Source organism: Streptomyces sp. NPDC022552, from assembly GCF_055561875.1.
Map to the genome: position 1 here is coordinate 81,250 of NZ_JBVHGJ010000016.1, position 16,347 is coordinate 97,596.

Here is a 16,347-nt window from a genome sequence, read left to right on the forward strand (position 1 = left end):
ACATCCCCTAGCTGTCGAAGCCCAGGCCGAGTCGGTCCATCGCCTTCAGCCACAGATTGCGGCGGCCGCCGTTCTCGTCGGCGCGCGCCATCGACCACTTGGTGATGCCGATGCCGGCCCACGCGATCGGCTCGGGCGGGAAGGGCAGCGGCTTGGAGCGGACCATCTCCAGCTCGGTCCGCTCGGTGCGCTCCCCCGCCAGCAGGTCGAGCATCACGTCTCCGCCGAAGCGGGTGGCGCCCACACCGAGGCCGGTGAAGCCGGCGGCGTACGCGACCTTGCCCTGGTACGCCGTACCGAAGAAGGCCGAGAAGCGCGAACAGGTGTCGATCGCGCCGCCCCAGGCGTGGCTGAAGCGGAGCCCCTCCAGCTGCGGGAAGCAGCGGAAGAAGTGCTCGGCGAGCTTCAGATACGTCTCCGGGCGGTGGTCCATCTCGGCGGTGACCTTGCCGCCGAAGCGGTAGATCGCGTCGTAGCCGCCCCACAGGATCCGGTTGTCGGCGGTGATCCGGAAGTAGTGGAACTGGTTGGCGCTGTCGCCGAGGCCCTGGCGGTTCTTCCAGCCGACGGCGGCGAGCTGCTCGGGCGAGAGCGGCTCGGTCATCAGGGCGTAGTCGTAGACCGGGACGGTGTAGTGCCGGACCCGCTTGACCAGCGAGGGGAAGACATTGGTGCCGAGCGCGACCCGGCGGGCGAGGACCCTGCCGTACGGGGTGCGCACGCCCATGCCCGCGCCGACGGAGACGAGGTCCAGGCCGGGGGTGTTCTCGTAGATCCGCACGCCCAGGTCCAGGCAGGCCCGCTTCAGGCCCCAGGCCAGCTTGGCGGGGTTGAGCATGGCGACCCCGCGCCGGTCCCACAGGCCGCCGAGGAAGGTCGGGGAGTCGACCTCCGCGCGGACCGTGTCGCCGTCGAGGAGTTCGAGCCCGTCCGCGAGACCGAGCCGCTCGATCTCCTCGTACACCTCGTGGAGTTCGTCGACCTGGTACGGCTCGGTGGCGACGTCGATCTCGCCGGTGCGCTCGAAGTCGCAGTCGAGTCCGTAGCGGGCGACCGCCGCCTCGATGGAGTCGAGGTTGCGCTCGCCGAGCTCCTCCAGCTTCGGCAGCTCGCCCGGCCAGCGGGCGAGCCCGTTGCCGAAGCCGTGCGTGAGGGAGGCCGCGCAGAAGCCTCCGTTGCGGCCCGAGGCGGCCCAGCCCACCTCGCGCCCTTCGATCAGTACGACATCCCTGGAGGGGTCGCGCTCCTTGGCGAGGAGCGCGGTCCACAGTCCGCTGTAGCCGCCGCCGACGACGAGAAGATCGCACTTCTCGGTGCCGGTGAGGGCGGGCACGGCTCCGGGCTTGCCGGGGTCTTCCAGCCAGAAGGGGACGGGCTGGGCGTCGGAGAGAGATTGTGCAGCGAGACGCATGGCGACTGGGGCCATGGGTTCCAACTCCTTCAGGTGTTGCTCAGGGTGTGCTCAGCTTGTCGCTGATTTCTTGCGCCGGTTGGTGATGATCTGTCCGGCTACCACCACCAGTACGGCAATGATGAACATCGCCGTGCCGATGACGTTGATCTGGACGGGCGTGCCGCGCTGCGCCGAGCCCCAGACGAACATGGGGAAGGTGACGGTCGAGCCCGCGTTGAAGTTGGTGATGATGAAGTCGTCGAACGACAGCGCGAAGGCGAGCAGCGCGCCGGCGGCGATGCCGGGGGCGGCGATCGGCAGCGTGACCCGTACGAAGGTCTGCACCGGGCCCGCGTAGAGGTCGCGGGCGGCCTCCTCCAGGCGCGGGTCCATCGACATCACACGCGCCTTGACGGCCGTCACCACGAACGACAGACAGAACATGATGTGGGCGATGAGGACCGTCCAGAAGCCCAGCTCGGCGCCCATGTTGAGGAAGAGCGTGAGCAGGGAGGCGGCCATGACGACCTCGGGCATGGCCATCGGCAGGAAGATCAGCGAGTTGATCGCGCCACGCGCCCGGAAGCGGTAGCGGACCAGCGCGAAGGCGATCATCGTGCCGAGGAGCGTGGCGCCGAGGGTGGCCCAGGCCGCGATCTGAAGCGACAGGGTCAGCGAGCCGCACAGGTCGGCGACGCCGCAGGGGTCCTTCCAGGCGTCCAGGGAGAAGCGCTGCCAGGCGTAGTTGAAGCGCCCGTTCGGCTTGTTGAACGAGAACACCATCACGACGATGTTCGGCAGGATCATGTACGCGAGCGTCAGCAGGCCCGCGATGGCGACAAGGTTCCGACGGATCCAACGCATCAGACCAGGTCCTCCGTTCCCGCGCGGCGGATGTAGACGGTGACCATGAGGAGCACGATCGCCATGAGGATGAAGGACAGGGCGGCGGCCGTCGGGTAGTCGAGCACGCGCAGGAACTGCGACTGGATGACGTTTCCGACCATCTTGGTGTCGGTCGAGCCGAGGAGTTCGGCGTTGACGTAGTCGCCGCTCGCAGGGATGAAGGTGAGCAGCGTGCCCGAGACCACGCCCGGCATGGAGAGCGGGAACGTCACCTTGCGGAAGGTGGTGGCGGGGGACGCGTACAGGTCCTTGGCGGCCTCGTGGAGCCGGCCGTCGATCCGCTCCAGGGAGGTGTAGAGCGGCAGGATCATGAACGGCAGGAAGTTGTACGTCAGACCGCAGACCACCGCCATCGGCGTGGCGAGGACGCGGTCGCCCTCGGTCCAGCCGAGCCAGCTGGTCACGTCCAGGACGTGCAGCGCGTTCAGGGCGTCGACGACCACGCTGTCGTCGGCCAGGATCGTCTTCCAGGCCAGTGTCCGGATGAGGAAGCTGGTGAAGAAGGGCGCGATGACGAGGACGAGCAGCAGAGTGCGCCAGCGGCCGGCCTTGAAGGCGATCAGATACGCCAGCGGATAGCCGAGGAGCAGGCACAGGAGCGTGGCGGTACCGGCGTACAGCAGGGAGCGGACGAACTGCGGCCAGTACTCCTGGAAGGCGTCCCAGTAGGTCTGGAAGTGCCAGGTGACCTCGAAGCCCTTCTCCAGGGAGCCGGTCTGCACCGAGGTCGAGGCCTGGTAGACCATCGGCAGCGCGAAGAAGACGAGCAGCCAGATGATGCCGGGCAGCAGCAGCCAGTAGGGGACGAGCCGCTTGCGGGTGGAGGGCTTGCGCGTCACCGGTGCTCCGGCCGGCGCCGCCTCCTCCTCCTTGGTGAGAGTGGGTGCGCTCACGAGGCGTCCTCCACCGTCTCCACACCGGCGTCGATGTCCTGGGCCGCGTCGAGGCCGAAGGTGTGGGCCGCGTTCCAGTGCAGGACGACCTCGGCGCCGGGGACGAGGCGGGTGTCGCGCTCGATGTTCTGCTCGTAGACCTGCAGCTCCGCGCCCGCCGGCGAGTTCACCACGTACTGCGTGGAGACACCGATGAAGGAGGAGTCGACGATCCGGCCGGTGACCTTGTTCCGGCCGTCGGCTATCTGCCCCGCGTCGTCGGCGTGCGTGAGCGAGATCTTCTCGGGGCGGACGCCCACGAGGACCTGGCCTCCGGTGCGTACGGTCGCCGAACATCGGTCCGCGGGCACCCGGAGCTTGCCGCCGCCGGCCGTCACGACCAGGTCGGAGCCGCCGGTCTCGACGACCTCGGCCTCGATGAGGTTGGAGGTGCCGAGGAAGTTCGCGACGAACGTGGTCCGCGGGTTCTCGTACAGGTCGGCGGGCGCGCCGAGCTGCTCGACCCGGCCGCCGTTCATCACCGCGACCTGGTCGGCCATGGTCATGGCCTCCTCCTGGTCGTGGGTGACGTGGACGAAGGTGATGCCGACCTCGGTCTGGATCCGCTTGAGCTCCAGCTGCATCTGGCGGCGCAGCTTGAGGTCGAGGGCGCCGAGCGGCTCGTCGAGGAGGAGGACCTGGGGGTGGTTGATGAGCGCGCGGGCCACGGCGACGCGCTGCTGCTGACCGCCGGAGAGCTGGTGCGGCTTGTGCCGGGCCTTGTCGCCGAGCTGGACGAGCTCCAGCATGTCGTCGACCTGCTTCTTCACCGACTTGATGCCCCGCCGGCGCAGACCGAACGCGATGTTCTCGTAGATGTCCATGTGCGGGAAGAGCGCGTAGGACTGGAAGACGGTGTTGACCGGCCGCTTGTACGGCGGGAGGTCCGTGACGTCCTTGTCGCCGAGGAAAACGGTGCCGCCGGTGGGCTCCTCCAGGCCGGCGATCATGCGCAGTGTGGTGGTCTTGCCGCAGCCGGAGGCCCCGAGGAGGGCGAAGAACGAGCCCTGCGGGATGGTGAGATCGAGCGGGTGGACGGCGGTGAAGGAGCCGTACGTCTTGCTGATGCCGGTGAGACGGACGTCGCCGCCGGTGTTCTTGTCAGTCATGGGTTGCGATCCCAGGTTCGTAAGAGGTGGACGACGGTTCTCAGGCACCGATGAGCTTGGCGAACTTCTCCTCGTACGCCGTCTCTTCCTCGCCGGTCAGCGAACGGAAGGCGCGCGACTTCGCGGCCATGGCCTTGTCCGGCAGGATCAGCGTGTTGCTCGCCAGCTCGGGGTCGATCTTGGCGAGTTCGTCCTTCACGCCGTCGACCGGACAGACGTAGTTGATGTACGCGGCCAGCTGGGCGGCGACCGGAAGCTCGTAGTAGTAGTCGATGAGCTTCTCGGCGTTGGCCTTGTGGCGTGCCTGGGCGGGCACCAGCAGGTTGTCGCTGGAGGTGATGTAACCGGCGGACGGGATGGCGAACTTGATGTCCGGGTTGTCGGCCTGGAGCTGGATGACGTCACCGGCCCAGGCGAGGCAGGCCGCCAGGTCGCCCTTGTCCAGGTCGGAGGTGTAGTCGTTGCCGGTGAAGCGCCGGATCTGCTTCTTGTCGACGCCCTTCTGGAGCCGGCCGATGGCCTCGTCGTACTCGGCGTCGGTGAACTTCCCGGGGTCCTTGCCCATGTCGAGCAGGGTCATGCCGACCGAGTCGCGCATCTCGGTGAGGAAGCCGACCCGGCCCTTGAGGGAGGGATCGTCCAGGAGCTGGGTGACCGAGTCGACCTTCTTCCCGCCGGTCGCCTTGGAGTTGTAGGCGATGACGGTGGATATGCCGGTCCAGGGGTACGAGTAGGCACGGCCCGGGTCCCAGTCGGGGCGGCGGAACTGGGCGGAGAGGTTCGCGTACGCGTTGGGGAGGTTGGCCGCGTCCAGCTTCTGCGCCCAGCCGAGCCGGATGATGCGGGCGGCGAGCCAGTCGGTGACGCAGATCAGGTCGCGGCCGGTGTCCTGGCCGGCCGCGAGCTGCGGCTTGATCTTGCCGAAGAACTCGACGTTGTCGTTGATGTCCTCGGTGTACTTGACCGTGATCCCGGTGCGCTTGGTGAACGCCTCCAGGGTGGGGCGGGACTTCTCGTCCTCGCTGACGTCCATGTACTCGGTCCAGTTGGAGAAGGCGAGCCGCTTCTCCTTGGCTGAGACGTCCGTGGACGCGGGGCCTTGGCCCTCCCGCTTGGCCGGCGGGATGCCACACGCGCTCAGGGCCGCGAGGCCGCCGACCGTGAGCGCGCCGACGCCTCCGGCGCGCAGCATCGAGCGGCGGGTGAGGGCGCCCCGGCCGCTCGTCAGACTGCGCCGCATCGCCGCTGTCTGTGCGGGGGACAGGCTGTCGGGCTCGTACTGCTCCATGCGCTGTGCCTCTCGGGGGTTGGGGAGGACTACCGGTCTCCGAAGATCGTGCGGTGCCAGTCCTTCCTGATCACCGCGGTGTTTTCGTACATCACATGCTTGACCTGCGTGTACTCCTCGAAGGAATACGCCGACATGTCCTTTCCGAACCCCGACGCCTTGTAGCCGCCGTGCGGCATCTCGCTGATGATCGGGATGTGGTCGTTGACCCAGACGCACCCGGCCTTGATCTCGCGGGTGGCGCGGTTCGCGCGGAACACGTCGCGGGTCCAGGCGGAGGCGGCGAGGCCGTACGGGGTGTCGTTGGCGAGCCGGAGGCCGTCGTCGTCGCTGTCGAACGGCAGGGCCACCAGGACCGGTCCGAAGATCTCCGACTGCACGATCTCGCTGTCCTGCGCGGCGCCGGTGATCAGGGTCGGACGGTAGTACGCGCCCTTCGTCAGCTCGCCGCCCGGTGCCTCTCCGCCGGTGACGACGGTGGCGTAGCCGCGGGCGCGGTCGACGAAGCCGGCGACACGGTCGCGCTGGGTGTGGCTGATGAGCGGGCCGAGGTCGGTGGAGGGGTCGAAGGGGTCGCCGAGCCGGACGCCCTCCATCAGCTCGGCGACGCGGGCGACGAAGGCGTCGAAGAGCGGGCGCTGGATGTACGCGCGCGTGGCGGCGGTGCAGTCCTGGCCGGTGTTGATGAGGGAGGCGGCGACGGCGCCGTGGGCGGCGGCCTCCACGTCGGCGTCGTCGAAGACGACGAAGGGCGCCTTGCCGCCGAGTTCGAGGTGGAGCCGCTTCACGGTGGAGGTGGCGATCTCGGCGACGCGCTTGCCGACCGGGGTGGAGCCGGTGAAGGAGGTCATGGCGACGTCGGGGTGGCCGACGAGGTGCTCGCCCGCGGTGCGGCCGGCGCCGTTGACGATGTTGACGACGCCGTCGGGGATGCCGGCCTCGGTCGCGGCCTGGGCGAACATCAGCGAGGTGAGCGGGGTGAGTTCGGCCGGCTTCAGGACGATCGTGTTGCCGGCGGCGATCGCCGGGAGGATCTTCCAGGCGGCCATCTGGAGCGGGTAGTTCCAGGGTGCGATGGAGCCGACGACGCCGATGGGCTCGCGCCGGACGTACGAGGTGTGGTCGCCGCTGTACTCGCCGGCGGACTGGCCCTGGAGGTGCCGGGCGGCCCCGGCGAAGAAGGCCGTGTTGTCGACCGTGCCGGGTACGTCGAACTCGGTGGACAGCTTGATCGGCTTGCCGCACTGGAGGGACTCGACGTGGGCGATGTCCTCGGCCTGCTCGGCCAGGACGCCCGCGAACCGGTGGAGGGCGTCGGAGCGCTCGCCGGGGGTCGCGCCCGCCCAGGCGGGGAACGCCTCCTTCGCGGCGGCGACGGCGTCGTCCACGTCGGCGGTGGACGCGAGGGTGTAGGTGTGGACGCTCTCGCCCGTGGCCGGATCGACGACGCTGTGCTCGTCCCCTGAGGTTCCGGGCCGCAGCCGCCCGCCGATGTACTGTGCGCCGTCCGCGAAGCGGTCCGTCACCTGGAAGCGGTTGCCCATGACGCTCTCCGTTGTTCCAGTTCGAATTGAGTGCCGATCCTGACAGAGGCCGATCGGTCCAACAAGTGATTCCGTCGTTGCCTTTTGGTTACGCGACGGAATCGGTCGACCATGTGTCGAGGGCTCGGTTAAATGACCGTACGGAGTGTCCGTGGCGGCTGCCAGAATCCCGTGCATGGTGACGATCGACACGCTGACGGAGCAGGTCAGCCGGGGTGAACGGGTGAAGTGGCTGTGTTTCTGGGGCCACCGTCCGAGGCCGGACGGACAGCTCTCGGCGAGCTGTCTGAGCCAGTGGTGGGAGTCACCGTTCGAGGTCGACGGGGTGCGGTACGCGACCGCCGAGCACTGGATGATGGCGGCCAAGGCCCGGCTCTTCGGGGACGCGGAGGCGGAGCGGGCGGCGCTGTCGTCCCGTACGCCCGCGGAGGCGAAGAAGGCGGGGCGGCTGGTGCGGGGCTTCGACGACACGGTGTGGGAGCGGGAGCGCTTCGGGATCGTCGTGGCGGGCAGCGTGCACAAGTTCGCGTCCGACGAGGCGCTGCGGGCGTATCTGCTCGGCACCGGGGGCCGCGTCCTCGTGGAGGCGAGCCCGCTGGACCGGGTGTGGGGCATCGGCCTCGGCGCCGACGACCCGCGCGCGAAGGACCCCGCCCGGTGGCGTGGCCTGAACCTGCTGGGATTCGCGCTGATGGAGGCGCGGGAGCGGCTGCGCTCGGGCGTATGAGAAGAAGGGCCCGGGCGCCATGGCGCCCGGGCCCTTCTCCGTGGCCGCTCGGCGGCCGGACACCCCCTAGCGGTTCTCGACCACCAGGCTCGTCGCGAACGGGTCGTCGGAGCTGTCCTCGTACTTCTCGCCCTGGACGACGGCCCAGACGACGAAGGCCAGGAAGACCGCGCTGACCAGGATGCCGATGGAGCCGAGCACGATGCCCGCCGTCGCCATCCCTCCGTTGTTCGCCTCGCCCCGCTGGACCTTCTTGCGGCCGATGATGCCGAAGACCAGGGCCAGGATGCCGAGGACGACGCCGAGGCCGTACAGGCAGAAGCCGACCACCGCGACGATGCCGAGCACCATCGCCGCCGTTCCCATCCCGTTGGACGGGGCCGGGTGCCATCCCTGCTGCTGGCCGTAGCCGACGGCCCCTCCCGGGTATCCCGGATAGCCGGGGTAGCCGTATCCGGACGGCGCGGGCACCGTGACGGGCGGCGGCGTCGGGTAGCCGTACGATCCGGTCGCCGGGCCGCCGGGGGCGACCGGCGGCGGCGGTACGTCCCCCGACGGCATGGCGGTCATCGTCGGATGGTCGTGCACCGGCGGACGGTCCTGCGGCGTGGGCTCGGGCGTCGCCGCCTTGCTCAGTTCCACCCCGTCGCGGTTCGGCGGAGCCCACGGGTCCGTCGGGTCGTATCCGCCCCGCGGCTGGTCGCTGTTCTCAGACATGGGCCTCCCCCATCGTGGTCACGCCATGCTACGACCTCGCTCCGACACGGGACCCGCCCGGCCTACGATGATCCGATGACCGATCTGCACTCCTTCATCGCGGGGCTCCCCAAGGCCGAGCTGCACGTCCACCACGTCGGCTCCGCCTCCCCCCGGATCGTCGCCGAGCTGGCGGCCCGGCACCCGGACTCCAAGGTCCCCACGGACCCGGAGGCGCTCGTCGACTATTTCGTCTTCACCGACTTCGCCCACTTCATCGAGGTCTACCTCTCCGTCGTGGACCTGATCCGCACGCCGGAGGACGTCCGGCTGCTGACCTACGAGGTCGCCCGGGACATGGCCCGGCAGAACATCCGGTACGCCGAGCTGACCATCACCCCCTACAGCTCGACCCGCCGCGGGATCGACGAGCACGCCTTCATGGCCGCGATCGAGGACGCCCGCAAGGCCGCCGAGACCGAACTCGGCGTCGTGCTGCGCTGGTGCTTCGACATCCCGGGCGAGGCCGGTCTCGAGGCCGCGGAGGAGACCGCCCGGCTCGCGGTCGACCTGCGCCCGGAGGGCCTGGTGTCGTTCGGGCTCGGCGGCCCGGAGATCGGTGTGCCGCGTCCGCAGTTCAAGCCGTACTTCGACCGGGCCGTCGCGGCCGGACTGCGTTCCGTCCCCCACGCGGGCGAGACGACGGGCCCGGAGACGATCTGGGACGCGCTGAAGGAGCTGGGCGCCGAGCGCATCGGCCACGGCACCAGCGCCGTCCAGGACCCCGAGCTGCTCGCGTACCTCGCCGAGCACCGGATCGCCCTGGAGGTCTGCCCGACCTCGAACATCGCGACCCGTGCCGTCGCCGATCTGGACCAGCACCCCATCAAGGAGATGGTGGCGGCCGGTGTCCTGGTGACGATCAACAGCGACGACCCGCCGATGTTCGGCTCGGACCTGAACAACGAGTACGCGGTCGCCGCCCGGCTTCTGGAACTCGACGAGCGCGGTCTCGCGGCCCTCGCCAAGAACGCGGTCGAGGCCTCCTTCCTCGACCCGGCCGGCAAGGCCCGTATCGCCGCGGAGATCGACAGCTACACGGAGAAGTGGCTGGCGCGCTGACACACTCGCGACAATGGCCCCATGGACCACGTCACTGTCGTAGGCCACCGCGGGGACCCGTACCGCGTCCGCGAGAACACCCTCGCCTCGATCGTCTCGGCGATCGAGGCGGGCGCGGACGCCGTGGAGGTCGATGTACGTCTCACCGCGGACGGCGTCCCCGTCCTGCTCCACGACGACACGCTCAAGCGGCTCTGGGGCCATGACCGGCCCCTGTCCGCGCTCACCCTGGCGCAGCTCGGCGAGCTGACGTACGACGGCGTCCCGACGCTGCGCGAGGCGCTCATCGCGGCGGGGCCGTACCGGCTGATGCTCGATCTGCCCGGCGGGAACGAGGACTCGGTCCGCACGATCGTCGGCACGGTCCGCGAGTGCGGTGCGGCCGAGCGCGTCTACTACTGCGCGGGCGGGGTCGCCATGCTCCAGGTGCGGGCCGCCGACCCGGCCGCCGAGATCGCGCTGACCTGGACGACGCTCGCCCCGCCGCGGGCGGTGCTCCTGGACGCGGTGCGGCCGCGCTGGCTCAACTACCGCTTCGGGCTGGTGAGTCGGGAGCTGGTGGAGCGGGTGCACCGGGACGGCTTCCTCGTCTCGGCATGGACCGCGGACACACGGCGGTCCATGCGTAAGCTCCTGTCCCACGGGGTGGACGCCATCACCACCAACCGTGTGGACGCTCTCGCCGCCGAACTGCGAAGGGGTACGCCGAGGTGACCGGGACCGAGAGGATCCGTACCGACATCGCGCACAACGCGCGGGTGTGGAACTACTGGCTGGGCGGCAAGGACAACTATCCGGTGGACCGGGAGGTCGGCGACCAGGTCACCGGCTTCTACCCGAGCATCGGCGAAGTGGCCCGCGCGGACCGGGCGTTCCTCGGCCGGGTGGTGACGCATCTGACGGCCGAGTCGGGGGTGCGCCAGTTCCTCGACATCGGTACGGGGCTGCCGACGGCCGACAACACCCACGAGGTCGCCCAGCGCCTCGCGCCGGAGGCGCGGATCGTCTACGTCGACAACGACCCGATCGTGCTGACCCACGCCCGCGCGCTGCTGACCAGTGCCCCTGAGGGCGTCACCGACTACGTCGACGCGGACGCGCGGGCCCCCGAGCGGATCCTGGAGGAGGCGGCGCGGACGCTCGACCTGTCCCGGCCCGTCGCGGTGATGATGCTCGGCATCCTCAACTTCGTCCTCGACACCGACGAGGCGCGGTCCATCGTCCGTACGCTGATGGACGCGGTCCCCTCCGGCTCGTACCTCGCGCTGACCCACCCGACGCTGGAGCCGGAGCTCGGCGGGGAGGGGAACGTGGCGGCCATGGCGTTCTGGAACGAGAACGCGACCCCGCCGATCACGGCCCGCACCCGCGCCGAGTTCTCCTCCTTCCTGGACGGTCTCGACGTCCTGGAGCCGGGTGTCGTGTCCTGCGCGAGCTGGCGGTTCGCCCCGGCGAGCGAGGTGGCGCAGTTCGGCGCGGTGGGCCGGAAGCCGTAGTGGGCATACGGGGGGACGTCCGGGGGTGGTGGGAGCGGGCGCGGGAGTTCGGGGCGTCCCGTCCGCAGGCCGTGGACATCGGGATCGCACTGCTCGTCCAGGCGGCCGTGACGATGCCGTTCGTGGTGCCGCGCCCGCCGGAGCTGGAGCCGGCGACCTGGTCCGCGTACGGCCTGACGACGCTCACCGTCGTCCCGCTGGTGTGGCGGCGGCGCGCGCCGGTCACCGTGCTCCTCGCCATGATGGCGGCCAGCGCGCTGTACCAGCTGGCCGTGGAGGGGCCCGGTCAGCCCCTTCCGTACACCGGGCTCGTGATCGTCTACACGATCGCCGCGCTCTCGTCGCCGCCGCAGCGGCTGGCGACCGTTCTGCTGCTGCTGGTCGCGGTGCCGGTGTCGGTGTGGCTGAACACCCGGTCGGCGCGTGAACTGACCTTCTCCCTCTTCGTGTTCGCCGCGGCGTACGTCTTCGGACGGCTCACCGACGCGCGGCAGCGGGCCACACGGGTGGAGGCCGAGCGGGCGGCGGCTCGGGAACGGTCCCGGATCGCACGGGAGATGCACGACATCCTCTCCCACGCGGTGAGCCTGATGATCGTGCAGGCGGAGGCCGGTCCGGTGGCGGTGCGGACGGCTCCGGAGCGGGCGGAGGCCGCGTTCGACGCGATCTCGGCGACGGGACGGGACGCGATGGGGCAGCTGCGCCGGATGCTGGGGGTGCTGCGGGAGGGGACGGAGGGCCCCGAGCCCCGGGAGCCGCAGCCGGACCTCGGCGGGCTGCCCGGCCTGCTGGAGCGCGTACGGGCCGGCGGGCTCGAGGTCGCGTACGGGACGACGGGCGGGGTACGGGCCCTCCCCGCGGCCACCGGGGCGACGGTCTACCGGATCGTCCAGGAGGCCCTGACGAACGTGGTGAAGCACGCGGGGGCGCGCACCGCCTCCGTCCGGCTGGCGTACGGGGAGGGTGTGCTGGAGGTGGTCGTGACGGACGACGGGCGCGGCCCTCGGCGGGGCGCGCGGCCCGGAGGCGGCGGGCACGGGCTGGTCGGGATACGTGAGCGTGCGGCGGCGCACGGCGGCACGGCGGTGTGCGGGCCCGGGCCGGAGGGACTGGGCTTCGAGGTGCGGGTCGCGCTCCCCGTGGCCGCCGCCCGGGAGGTGGCGCGTTGACGATCCGGGTGGTGGTGGCGGACGACCAGGAGCTGGTCCGCAGCGGTTTCGCGATGATTCTCGACGTCCAGCCGGACATCGAGGTCGTGGCGGAGGCAGGCGACGGAGCCGAGGCGGTGGAGGCGGTGCGGCGCCACTCCCCCGACGTGGCGCTCCTCGACATCCGGATGCCGCGCATGGACGGGATCGAGGCCTGTCGGACCATCAGCGGCGAGTCGGGCTGCCGGACGGTGATGCTGACGACCTTCGACTCCGACGCGTACGTGTACGAGGCGCTGCACGCGGGCGCGAGCGGCTTCCTCCTGAAGGACGTCCGCCGGGACGACCTGGTGCACGCGGTACGGGTGGTGGCGCGGGGCGACTCGCTGCTGGCCCCGTCGGTGGCCCGGCGGCTGGTCGAGGAGTACACCCGCCCGGCCCGGCGCGCGCCCCGGCCCGATCCGCGTCTCGACGGGCTGACGGCCCGCGAGCGGGAGACGCTGCTGCTCCTGGCGCGGGGCCTGTCGAACGCGGAGATCGCGGCGGAGCTGGTCGTCAGCGACCACACGGTGAAGACGCATGTGGGGAACGTGCTCGCGAAGCTGGGGCTGCGGGACCGGATCCAGGCGGTGATCTGCGCGTACGAGAGCGGTCTGGTCACGGCGGGGTCTCCCCCGCACGGGGGATGAGCGGGGCGGGCGAAGATCCCCCGCTCCGGCGATCCGTGGATCGCCGCAGGTCAACAGGATGGGAGTCGTCGAGAACAACGGCTCACACCAACGGAGTTGACCATGAAGAGCACCACGCGCACGCTGCTCGCCGCGACCCTCGTCCTGGGGGTGGCGGCGGGCCCGGCGGTTCTCCCCGCCGCCGCCTCGGGCGCGCCGGCGGCCGTCTCCGTACGGACCGCCGACCGGGCGCTCGAGGACGCGATCGCCGGGCTCCCCGCGAAGGACGCGACGGCCGCTCTGGTGCGGGTCGGGGGCCGCGAGGGCGTCTGGCACGGCACCTCGGGCGTGCACGACCTGAAGACGATGCGGCCGGCCGATCCGGACGCCCGCTTCCGCGCCGGTTCGGTGACCAAGGTCTTCACGGCGGCGGTCGCCCTCCAGCTGGCCGCCGATGGGCGGCTCGACCTGGACCGGCCGGCGCGCTCGTATCTGCCGGAGCTGATCCCCGGCCGGTACGGGAAGGTGACGGTCCGCCAGCTGCTGAACCACACCCACGGGATCCCGGCGGCCGACGTGGCCGGTTCGACGGTCGAGGAGTGGTACGCGAACCGTTTCGAGATCCATGACCCGCGCGCGACGGTCCGCTCGGCGACGGCGAAGCAGCCCGAGTTCGTGCCGGGCGAGAAGCAGCACTACCTCAACATCGGCTACACGATCGCGGGTCTGCTCATCGAGCGCGTCACGGGCGACACGTACGAGCGCCAGGTCGCGGCGCGCGTCCTGCGGCCGCTCGGGCTGCGCGACACGTACCTTCCCGGGACCGACCCGCGGATCCGGGGCCCGCACAACCACGGCTACCAGACGATGAGGCTCGCGGACGGCTCGACCGGACTGCGCGACGTCTCGGTGTGGGGCACCACGGAAGGCTGGGCGGCGGGCGACCTCGTGTCCACGACGGCGGACCTGGAGCGCTTCACGGAGGCGCTGTTCCAGGGGCGCGTGGTGCGCGGGCCGCTCCTGGAGGAGATGTTCACGCTGCCGGAGGTGCCGGACTTCAAGAGCGGCGCCCCCGGCGCGTACTCCGTCGGGCTGTCGATGAAGAAGCTCGGCGGGCGGGAGGTGTGGGGCAAGACGGGCGGCCGGTGGGGCTACAACGCGGCGATCGCCTCCACCCGCCGCGGCGAGCGGACCCTGGTGTACAGCGTCAACGCGACGGACGCGAAGGGCCAGGGCACGAACAGGACCGCCCTGGCCCTGATGGTGGCGGCCTACGGCGCGCCGACGGACTGAGGCGCTCCGGCCGGGGCCTGGGCCGCCTGCACCGCTTCGAGGCGCTTGATCATCCGTCGTACGACGAGCAGCGGGATCACACCGAAGACCCCGAACGACATGTCGATGACCGACCACCAGAAGGGGATGCCCCGGATGGGGCCGCAGATCAGGGCGAGCGGGATGATCCCCGCGCAGGCGATCATCCCGAACTCGATCACCCAGATGTTCCGTACGGGGTCACGGTAGGGGCCGTAGAACGCGACGGCGATGACGAGGTGCGCGAAGGCCAGCCAGTCGGTGCCGTACAGCAGGAACGGGTACGCGGTGTCGGCGCTGTCGAGCCCGTCCCGTACGCGCTGGATCCACTCCAGGAGCCCGGGGAAGAGCTCCGCGACCGGGGCCGCCCAGGAGGTCAACGCGTCCTCGGTCAGACGGAGTTCGGTGACGAGCGGGAAGGCGGTGAGCCCGCTGAGCACCAGGCAGACGATGAAGACGACCAGCCACACGCGGATACGCCTGAGAAGGGCTCTCGGCCCCTTCGTCTCGTTCATGACAGCACCCTACGCCCACCATGAACGCGTTCAAAAACGGGGGTGTCCGGTCACAAGATGCTCCCGGAGCCAGCGTGGCCCGAGGAGCACCTCCTCGGCGTCGTGCAGGGCCCAGGCGGCCAACAGTCCGTACGTCACAGCCGAGTTCACGTTCGAGGTAACCCCCGGGGAACTCACAGCCCGACGATCGAGTTCCACCTCTTCGCGAACTCCGTCCGCTCCTCGGAGGTGATGTCCCGGGCGATCGCCAGCCGTCCCCGCATCTCGTCGTCGGGGAAGATCAGCGGGTCCTCGGCGAGGGCCGCCAGTTCCTCGTCGTCCGAGTCGGCGAGGACGTCGCGGGCGGCGGGGACCGGGCAGACGTAGTTGACCCAGGCGGCGAGCTCGGCGGCGACCTCGGGGTCGTAGTAGTGGTCGACCAGCTTCTCGGCGTTGCCCTTGTGCTGCGCCAGGTTGGGAATCATGAGCGACTCGGCCCACAGCTCGGCGCCCTCCTCGGGGACGACGAACTCGATGTCGGGGTTGTCGGCCTGGAGCTGGATCACGTCGCCCGAGTACGCCTGGCAGGCCAGCACGTCGCCGGTCGACAGGTCCTTGATGTAGTCGTTGCCGGTGAAGCGCCGGATGTGCCGCTTCCGTACGAGCCCCTCGACCTGCTCGCACACCGCGTGGAAGTCGTCGGCGGTCCACCGCGTCACGTCGACGCCGTTGCCCTGCAGGAGGAGCGCGAAGGACTCGTCGAGCCCGGACAGCAGGGTGATCTTCCCGCGCAGTTCGTCGTCCCACAGCTCCTTGACCGACCGGATCTCCCGGCCGAGCTTCCTGCGGTTGTACGCGATGCCGGTGATCCCCGACTGCCAGGGGACGGTGTGCAGCCGGCCCTCGTCGAAGGCGGGCGAGCGAAGCTGTGGGTCCAGGTACCGGGTGACGTTCGGCTGCGCGGCGCGGTCCATCTCCTGCACCCAGCCGAGCCGTACGAACCGGGCGGCCATCCAGTCGCTGACGACGATGAGGTCCCGGCCGGTCTCCTGGTGGTTCATCAGCGCGGGACTGATCTTGCCGAAGAACTCGTCGTTGTCGTTGATCTCCTCGGTGTAGCGGACGGAGATCCCGGTGCGCCCGGAGAAGGCGTCCAGCGTGGGCCGCTTCGAGGTGTCGTCGTCATCGGTGTCGATGTAGAGCGGCCAGTTGGCGAAGTCGAGCGTGCGGTCCCGCGCGGACAGGTCCCGGCCGGCCCGCTCCACCGGCTCGACGTAGGCGGCCGGCACCCCGCACCCGGCGAGCAGGGCGGTGGCCCCGACGCCGCCCATGCCACGCAGCACGGACCGGCGGGACATGGTCTTCCTCGCTGTCGCTCTCATCCGAGCAGCATCGCGGGCGCGTCACGCCGGGACAATGGACGGTCCGTCGACGGAACGACCGCGGCCCCGACACCCTGTCGATCAAGGTGCCGGGGCCGTCGGTCCGGACCGCTGGTTCCGGTCCGTCGGTG

The 16,347-nt window shown here is 70.4% G+C and carries 16 protein-coding genes; 7 read left to right on the forward strand and 9 right to left on the reverse strand.

Annotated features, from left to right (window positions below; translation table 11 throughout):
- Positions 1 to 7 precede the first annotated feature (7 nt).
- The 6 genes from ACZ3OF_RS31020 to ACZ3OF_RS31045 are packed head-to-tail and all read right to left on the reverse strand — an operon-like array spanning position 8 to position 7,172.
- Entirely contained in the window at positions 8 to 1,426 is a 1,419-nt protein-coding gene (locus tag ACZ3OF_RS31020) for an NAD(P)/FAD-dependent oxidoreductase (protein WP_361678901.1), read from the reverse strand.
- A gap of 36 nt (positions 1,427 to 1,462) precedes the next feature.
- Positions 1,463 to 2,257 (reverse strand): ABC transporter permease, encoded by a 795-nt coding sequence (locus ACZ3OF_RS31025; RefSeq protein ID WP_467308092.1) that lies wholly within the window; start codon positions 2,255 to 2,257, stop codon positions 1,463 to 1,465.
- Positions 2,257 to 3,192, reverse strand: coding sequence for an ABC transporter permease (locus ACZ3OF_RS31030; RefSeq protein WP_467308094.1), 936 nt, complete (start codon positions 3,190 to 3,192; stop codon positions 2,257 to 2,259). Before ACZ3OF_RS31030 ends, ACZ3OF_RS31025 begins: the two co-directional genes overlap by 1 nt.
- Positions 3,189 to 4,340, reverse strand: a complete 1,152-nt coding sequence (locus ACZ3OF_RS31035) for an ABC transporter ATP-binding protein (protein ID WP_361678907.1) — start codon at positions 4,338 to 4,340, stop codon at positions 3,189 to 3,191. The genes ACZ3OF_RS31030 and ACZ3OF_RS31035 overlap by 4 nt, the downstream gene beginning before the upstream one ends.
- 40 nt (positions 4,341 to 4,380) lie before the next feature.
- On the reverse strand, positions 4,381 to 5,628 hold the full coding sequence (locus ACZ3OF_RS31040; RefSeq protein ID WP_361678910.1) for a polyamine ABC transporter substrate-binding protein: 1,248 nt from the start codon (positions 5,626 to 5,628) through the stop codon (positions 4,381 to 4,383).
- Positions 5,629 to 5,657: 29 nt separating this feature from the next.
- Positions 5,658 to 7,172, reverse strand: coding sequence for a gamma-aminobutyraldehyde dehydrogenase (locus ACZ3OF_RS31045; protein WP_467308097.1), 1,515 nt, complete (start codon positions 7,170 to 7,172; stop codon positions 5,658 to 5,660).
- Positions 7,173 to 7,347: 175 nt separating this feature from the next.
- On the opposite strand from ACZ3OF_RS31045, the gene ACZ3OF_RS31050 reads away from it, so the two are divergent.
- Positions 7,348 to 7,899: an NADAR family protein gene (locus ACZ3OF_RS31050; RefSeq protein WP_361678916.1), complete on the forward strand. Its 552-nt coding sequence runs from the start codon at positions 7,348 to 7,350 to the stop codon at positions 7,897 to 7,899.
- A 66-nt stretch (positions 7,900 to 7,965) separates the two neighbouring features.
- Here ACZ3OF_RS31050 and ACZ3OF_RS31055 read toward each other — a convergent pair whose 3' ends face one another.
- The gene (locus ACZ3OF_RS31055; RefSeq protein WP_467308100.1) at positions 7,966 to 8,616 is read right to left on the reverse strand and encodes a DUF4190 domain-containing protein; all 651 of its coding nucleotides are present in this window, start codon (positions 8,614 to 8,616) and stop codon (positions 7,966 to 7,968) included.
- Between the two features lie 75 nt (positions 8,617 to 8,691).
- Here ACZ3OF_RS31055 and ACZ3OF_RS31060 point away from each other — a divergent pair, with 75 nt between their 5' ends.
- From ACZ3OF_RS31060 to ACZ3OF_RS31085, 6 genes are all read left to right on the forward strand, one after another.
- Positions 8,692 to 9,717, forward strand: coding sequence for an adenosine deaminase (locus ACZ3OF_RS31060; protein ID WP_361678921.1), 1,026 nt, complete (start codon positions 8,692 to 8,694; stop codon positions 9,715 to 9,717).
- A gap of 21 nt (positions 9,718 to 9,738) precedes the next feature.
- The gene (locus ACZ3OF_RS31065) at positions 9,739 to 10,431 is read left to right on the forward strand and encodes a glycerophosphodiester phosphodiesterase (RefSeq protein WP_361678924.1); all 693 of its coding nucleotides are present in this window, start codon (positions 9,739 to 9,741) and stop codon (positions 10,429 to 10,431) included.
- Positions 10,428 to 11,213, forward strand: coding sequence for an SAM-dependent methyltransferase (locus ACZ3OF_RS31070; protein ID WP_361678928.1), 786 nt, complete (start codon positions 10,428 to 10,430; stop codon positions 11,211 to 11,213). Before ACZ3OF_RS31065 ends, ACZ3OF_RS31070 begins: the two co-directional genes overlap by 4 nt.
- Positions 11,213 to 12,382, forward strand: coding sequence for a sensor histidine kinase (locus ACZ3OF_RS31075; RefSeq protein WP_467308104.1), 1,170 nt, complete (start codon positions 11,213 to 11,215; stop codon positions 12,380 to 12,382). The genes ACZ3OF_RS31070 and ACZ3OF_RS31075 overlap by 1 nt, the downstream gene beginning before the upstream one ends.
- Positions 12,379 to 13,050, forward strand: a complete 672-nt coding sequence (locus ACZ3OF_RS31080) for a response regulator transcription factor (protein WP_361678933.1) — start codon at positions 12,379 to 12,381, stop codon at positions 13,048 to 13,050. Before ACZ3OF_RS31075 ends, ACZ3OF_RS31080 begins: the two co-directional genes overlap by 4 nt.
- Before the next feature lie 102 nt (positions 13,051 to 13,152).
- A complete protein-coding gene (locus ACZ3OF_RS31085; RefSeq protein WP_467308107.1) occupies positions 13,153 to 14,322 on the forward strand; it encodes a serine hydrolase domain-containing protein in 1,170 nt (389 codons plus the stop codon).
- Here the strand turns inward: ACZ3OF_RS31085 and ACZ3OF_RS31090 are convergent.
- Both ACZ3OF_RS31090 and ACZ3OF_RS31095 read right to left on the reverse strand, forming a co-directional pair.
- Positions 14,301 to 14,855, reverse strand: coding sequence for a hypothetical protein (locus ACZ3OF_RS31090; RefSeq protein ID WP_361678940.1), 555 nt, complete (start codon positions 14,853 to 14,855; stop codon positions 14,301 to 14,303). The genes ACZ3OF_RS31085 and ACZ3OF_RS31090 overlap by 22 nt on opposite strands.
- A 173-nt stretch (positions 14,856 to 15,028) precedes the next feature.
- Positions 15,029 to 16,192 (reverse strand): ABC transporter substrate-binding protein, encoded by a 1,164-nt coding sequence (locus ACZ3OF_RS31095; RefSeq protein ID WP_467308109.1) that lies wholly within the window; start codon positions 16,190 to 16,192, stop codon positions 15,029 to 15,031.
- Between the last annotated feature and the right edge of the window lie 155 nt (positions 16,193 to 16,347).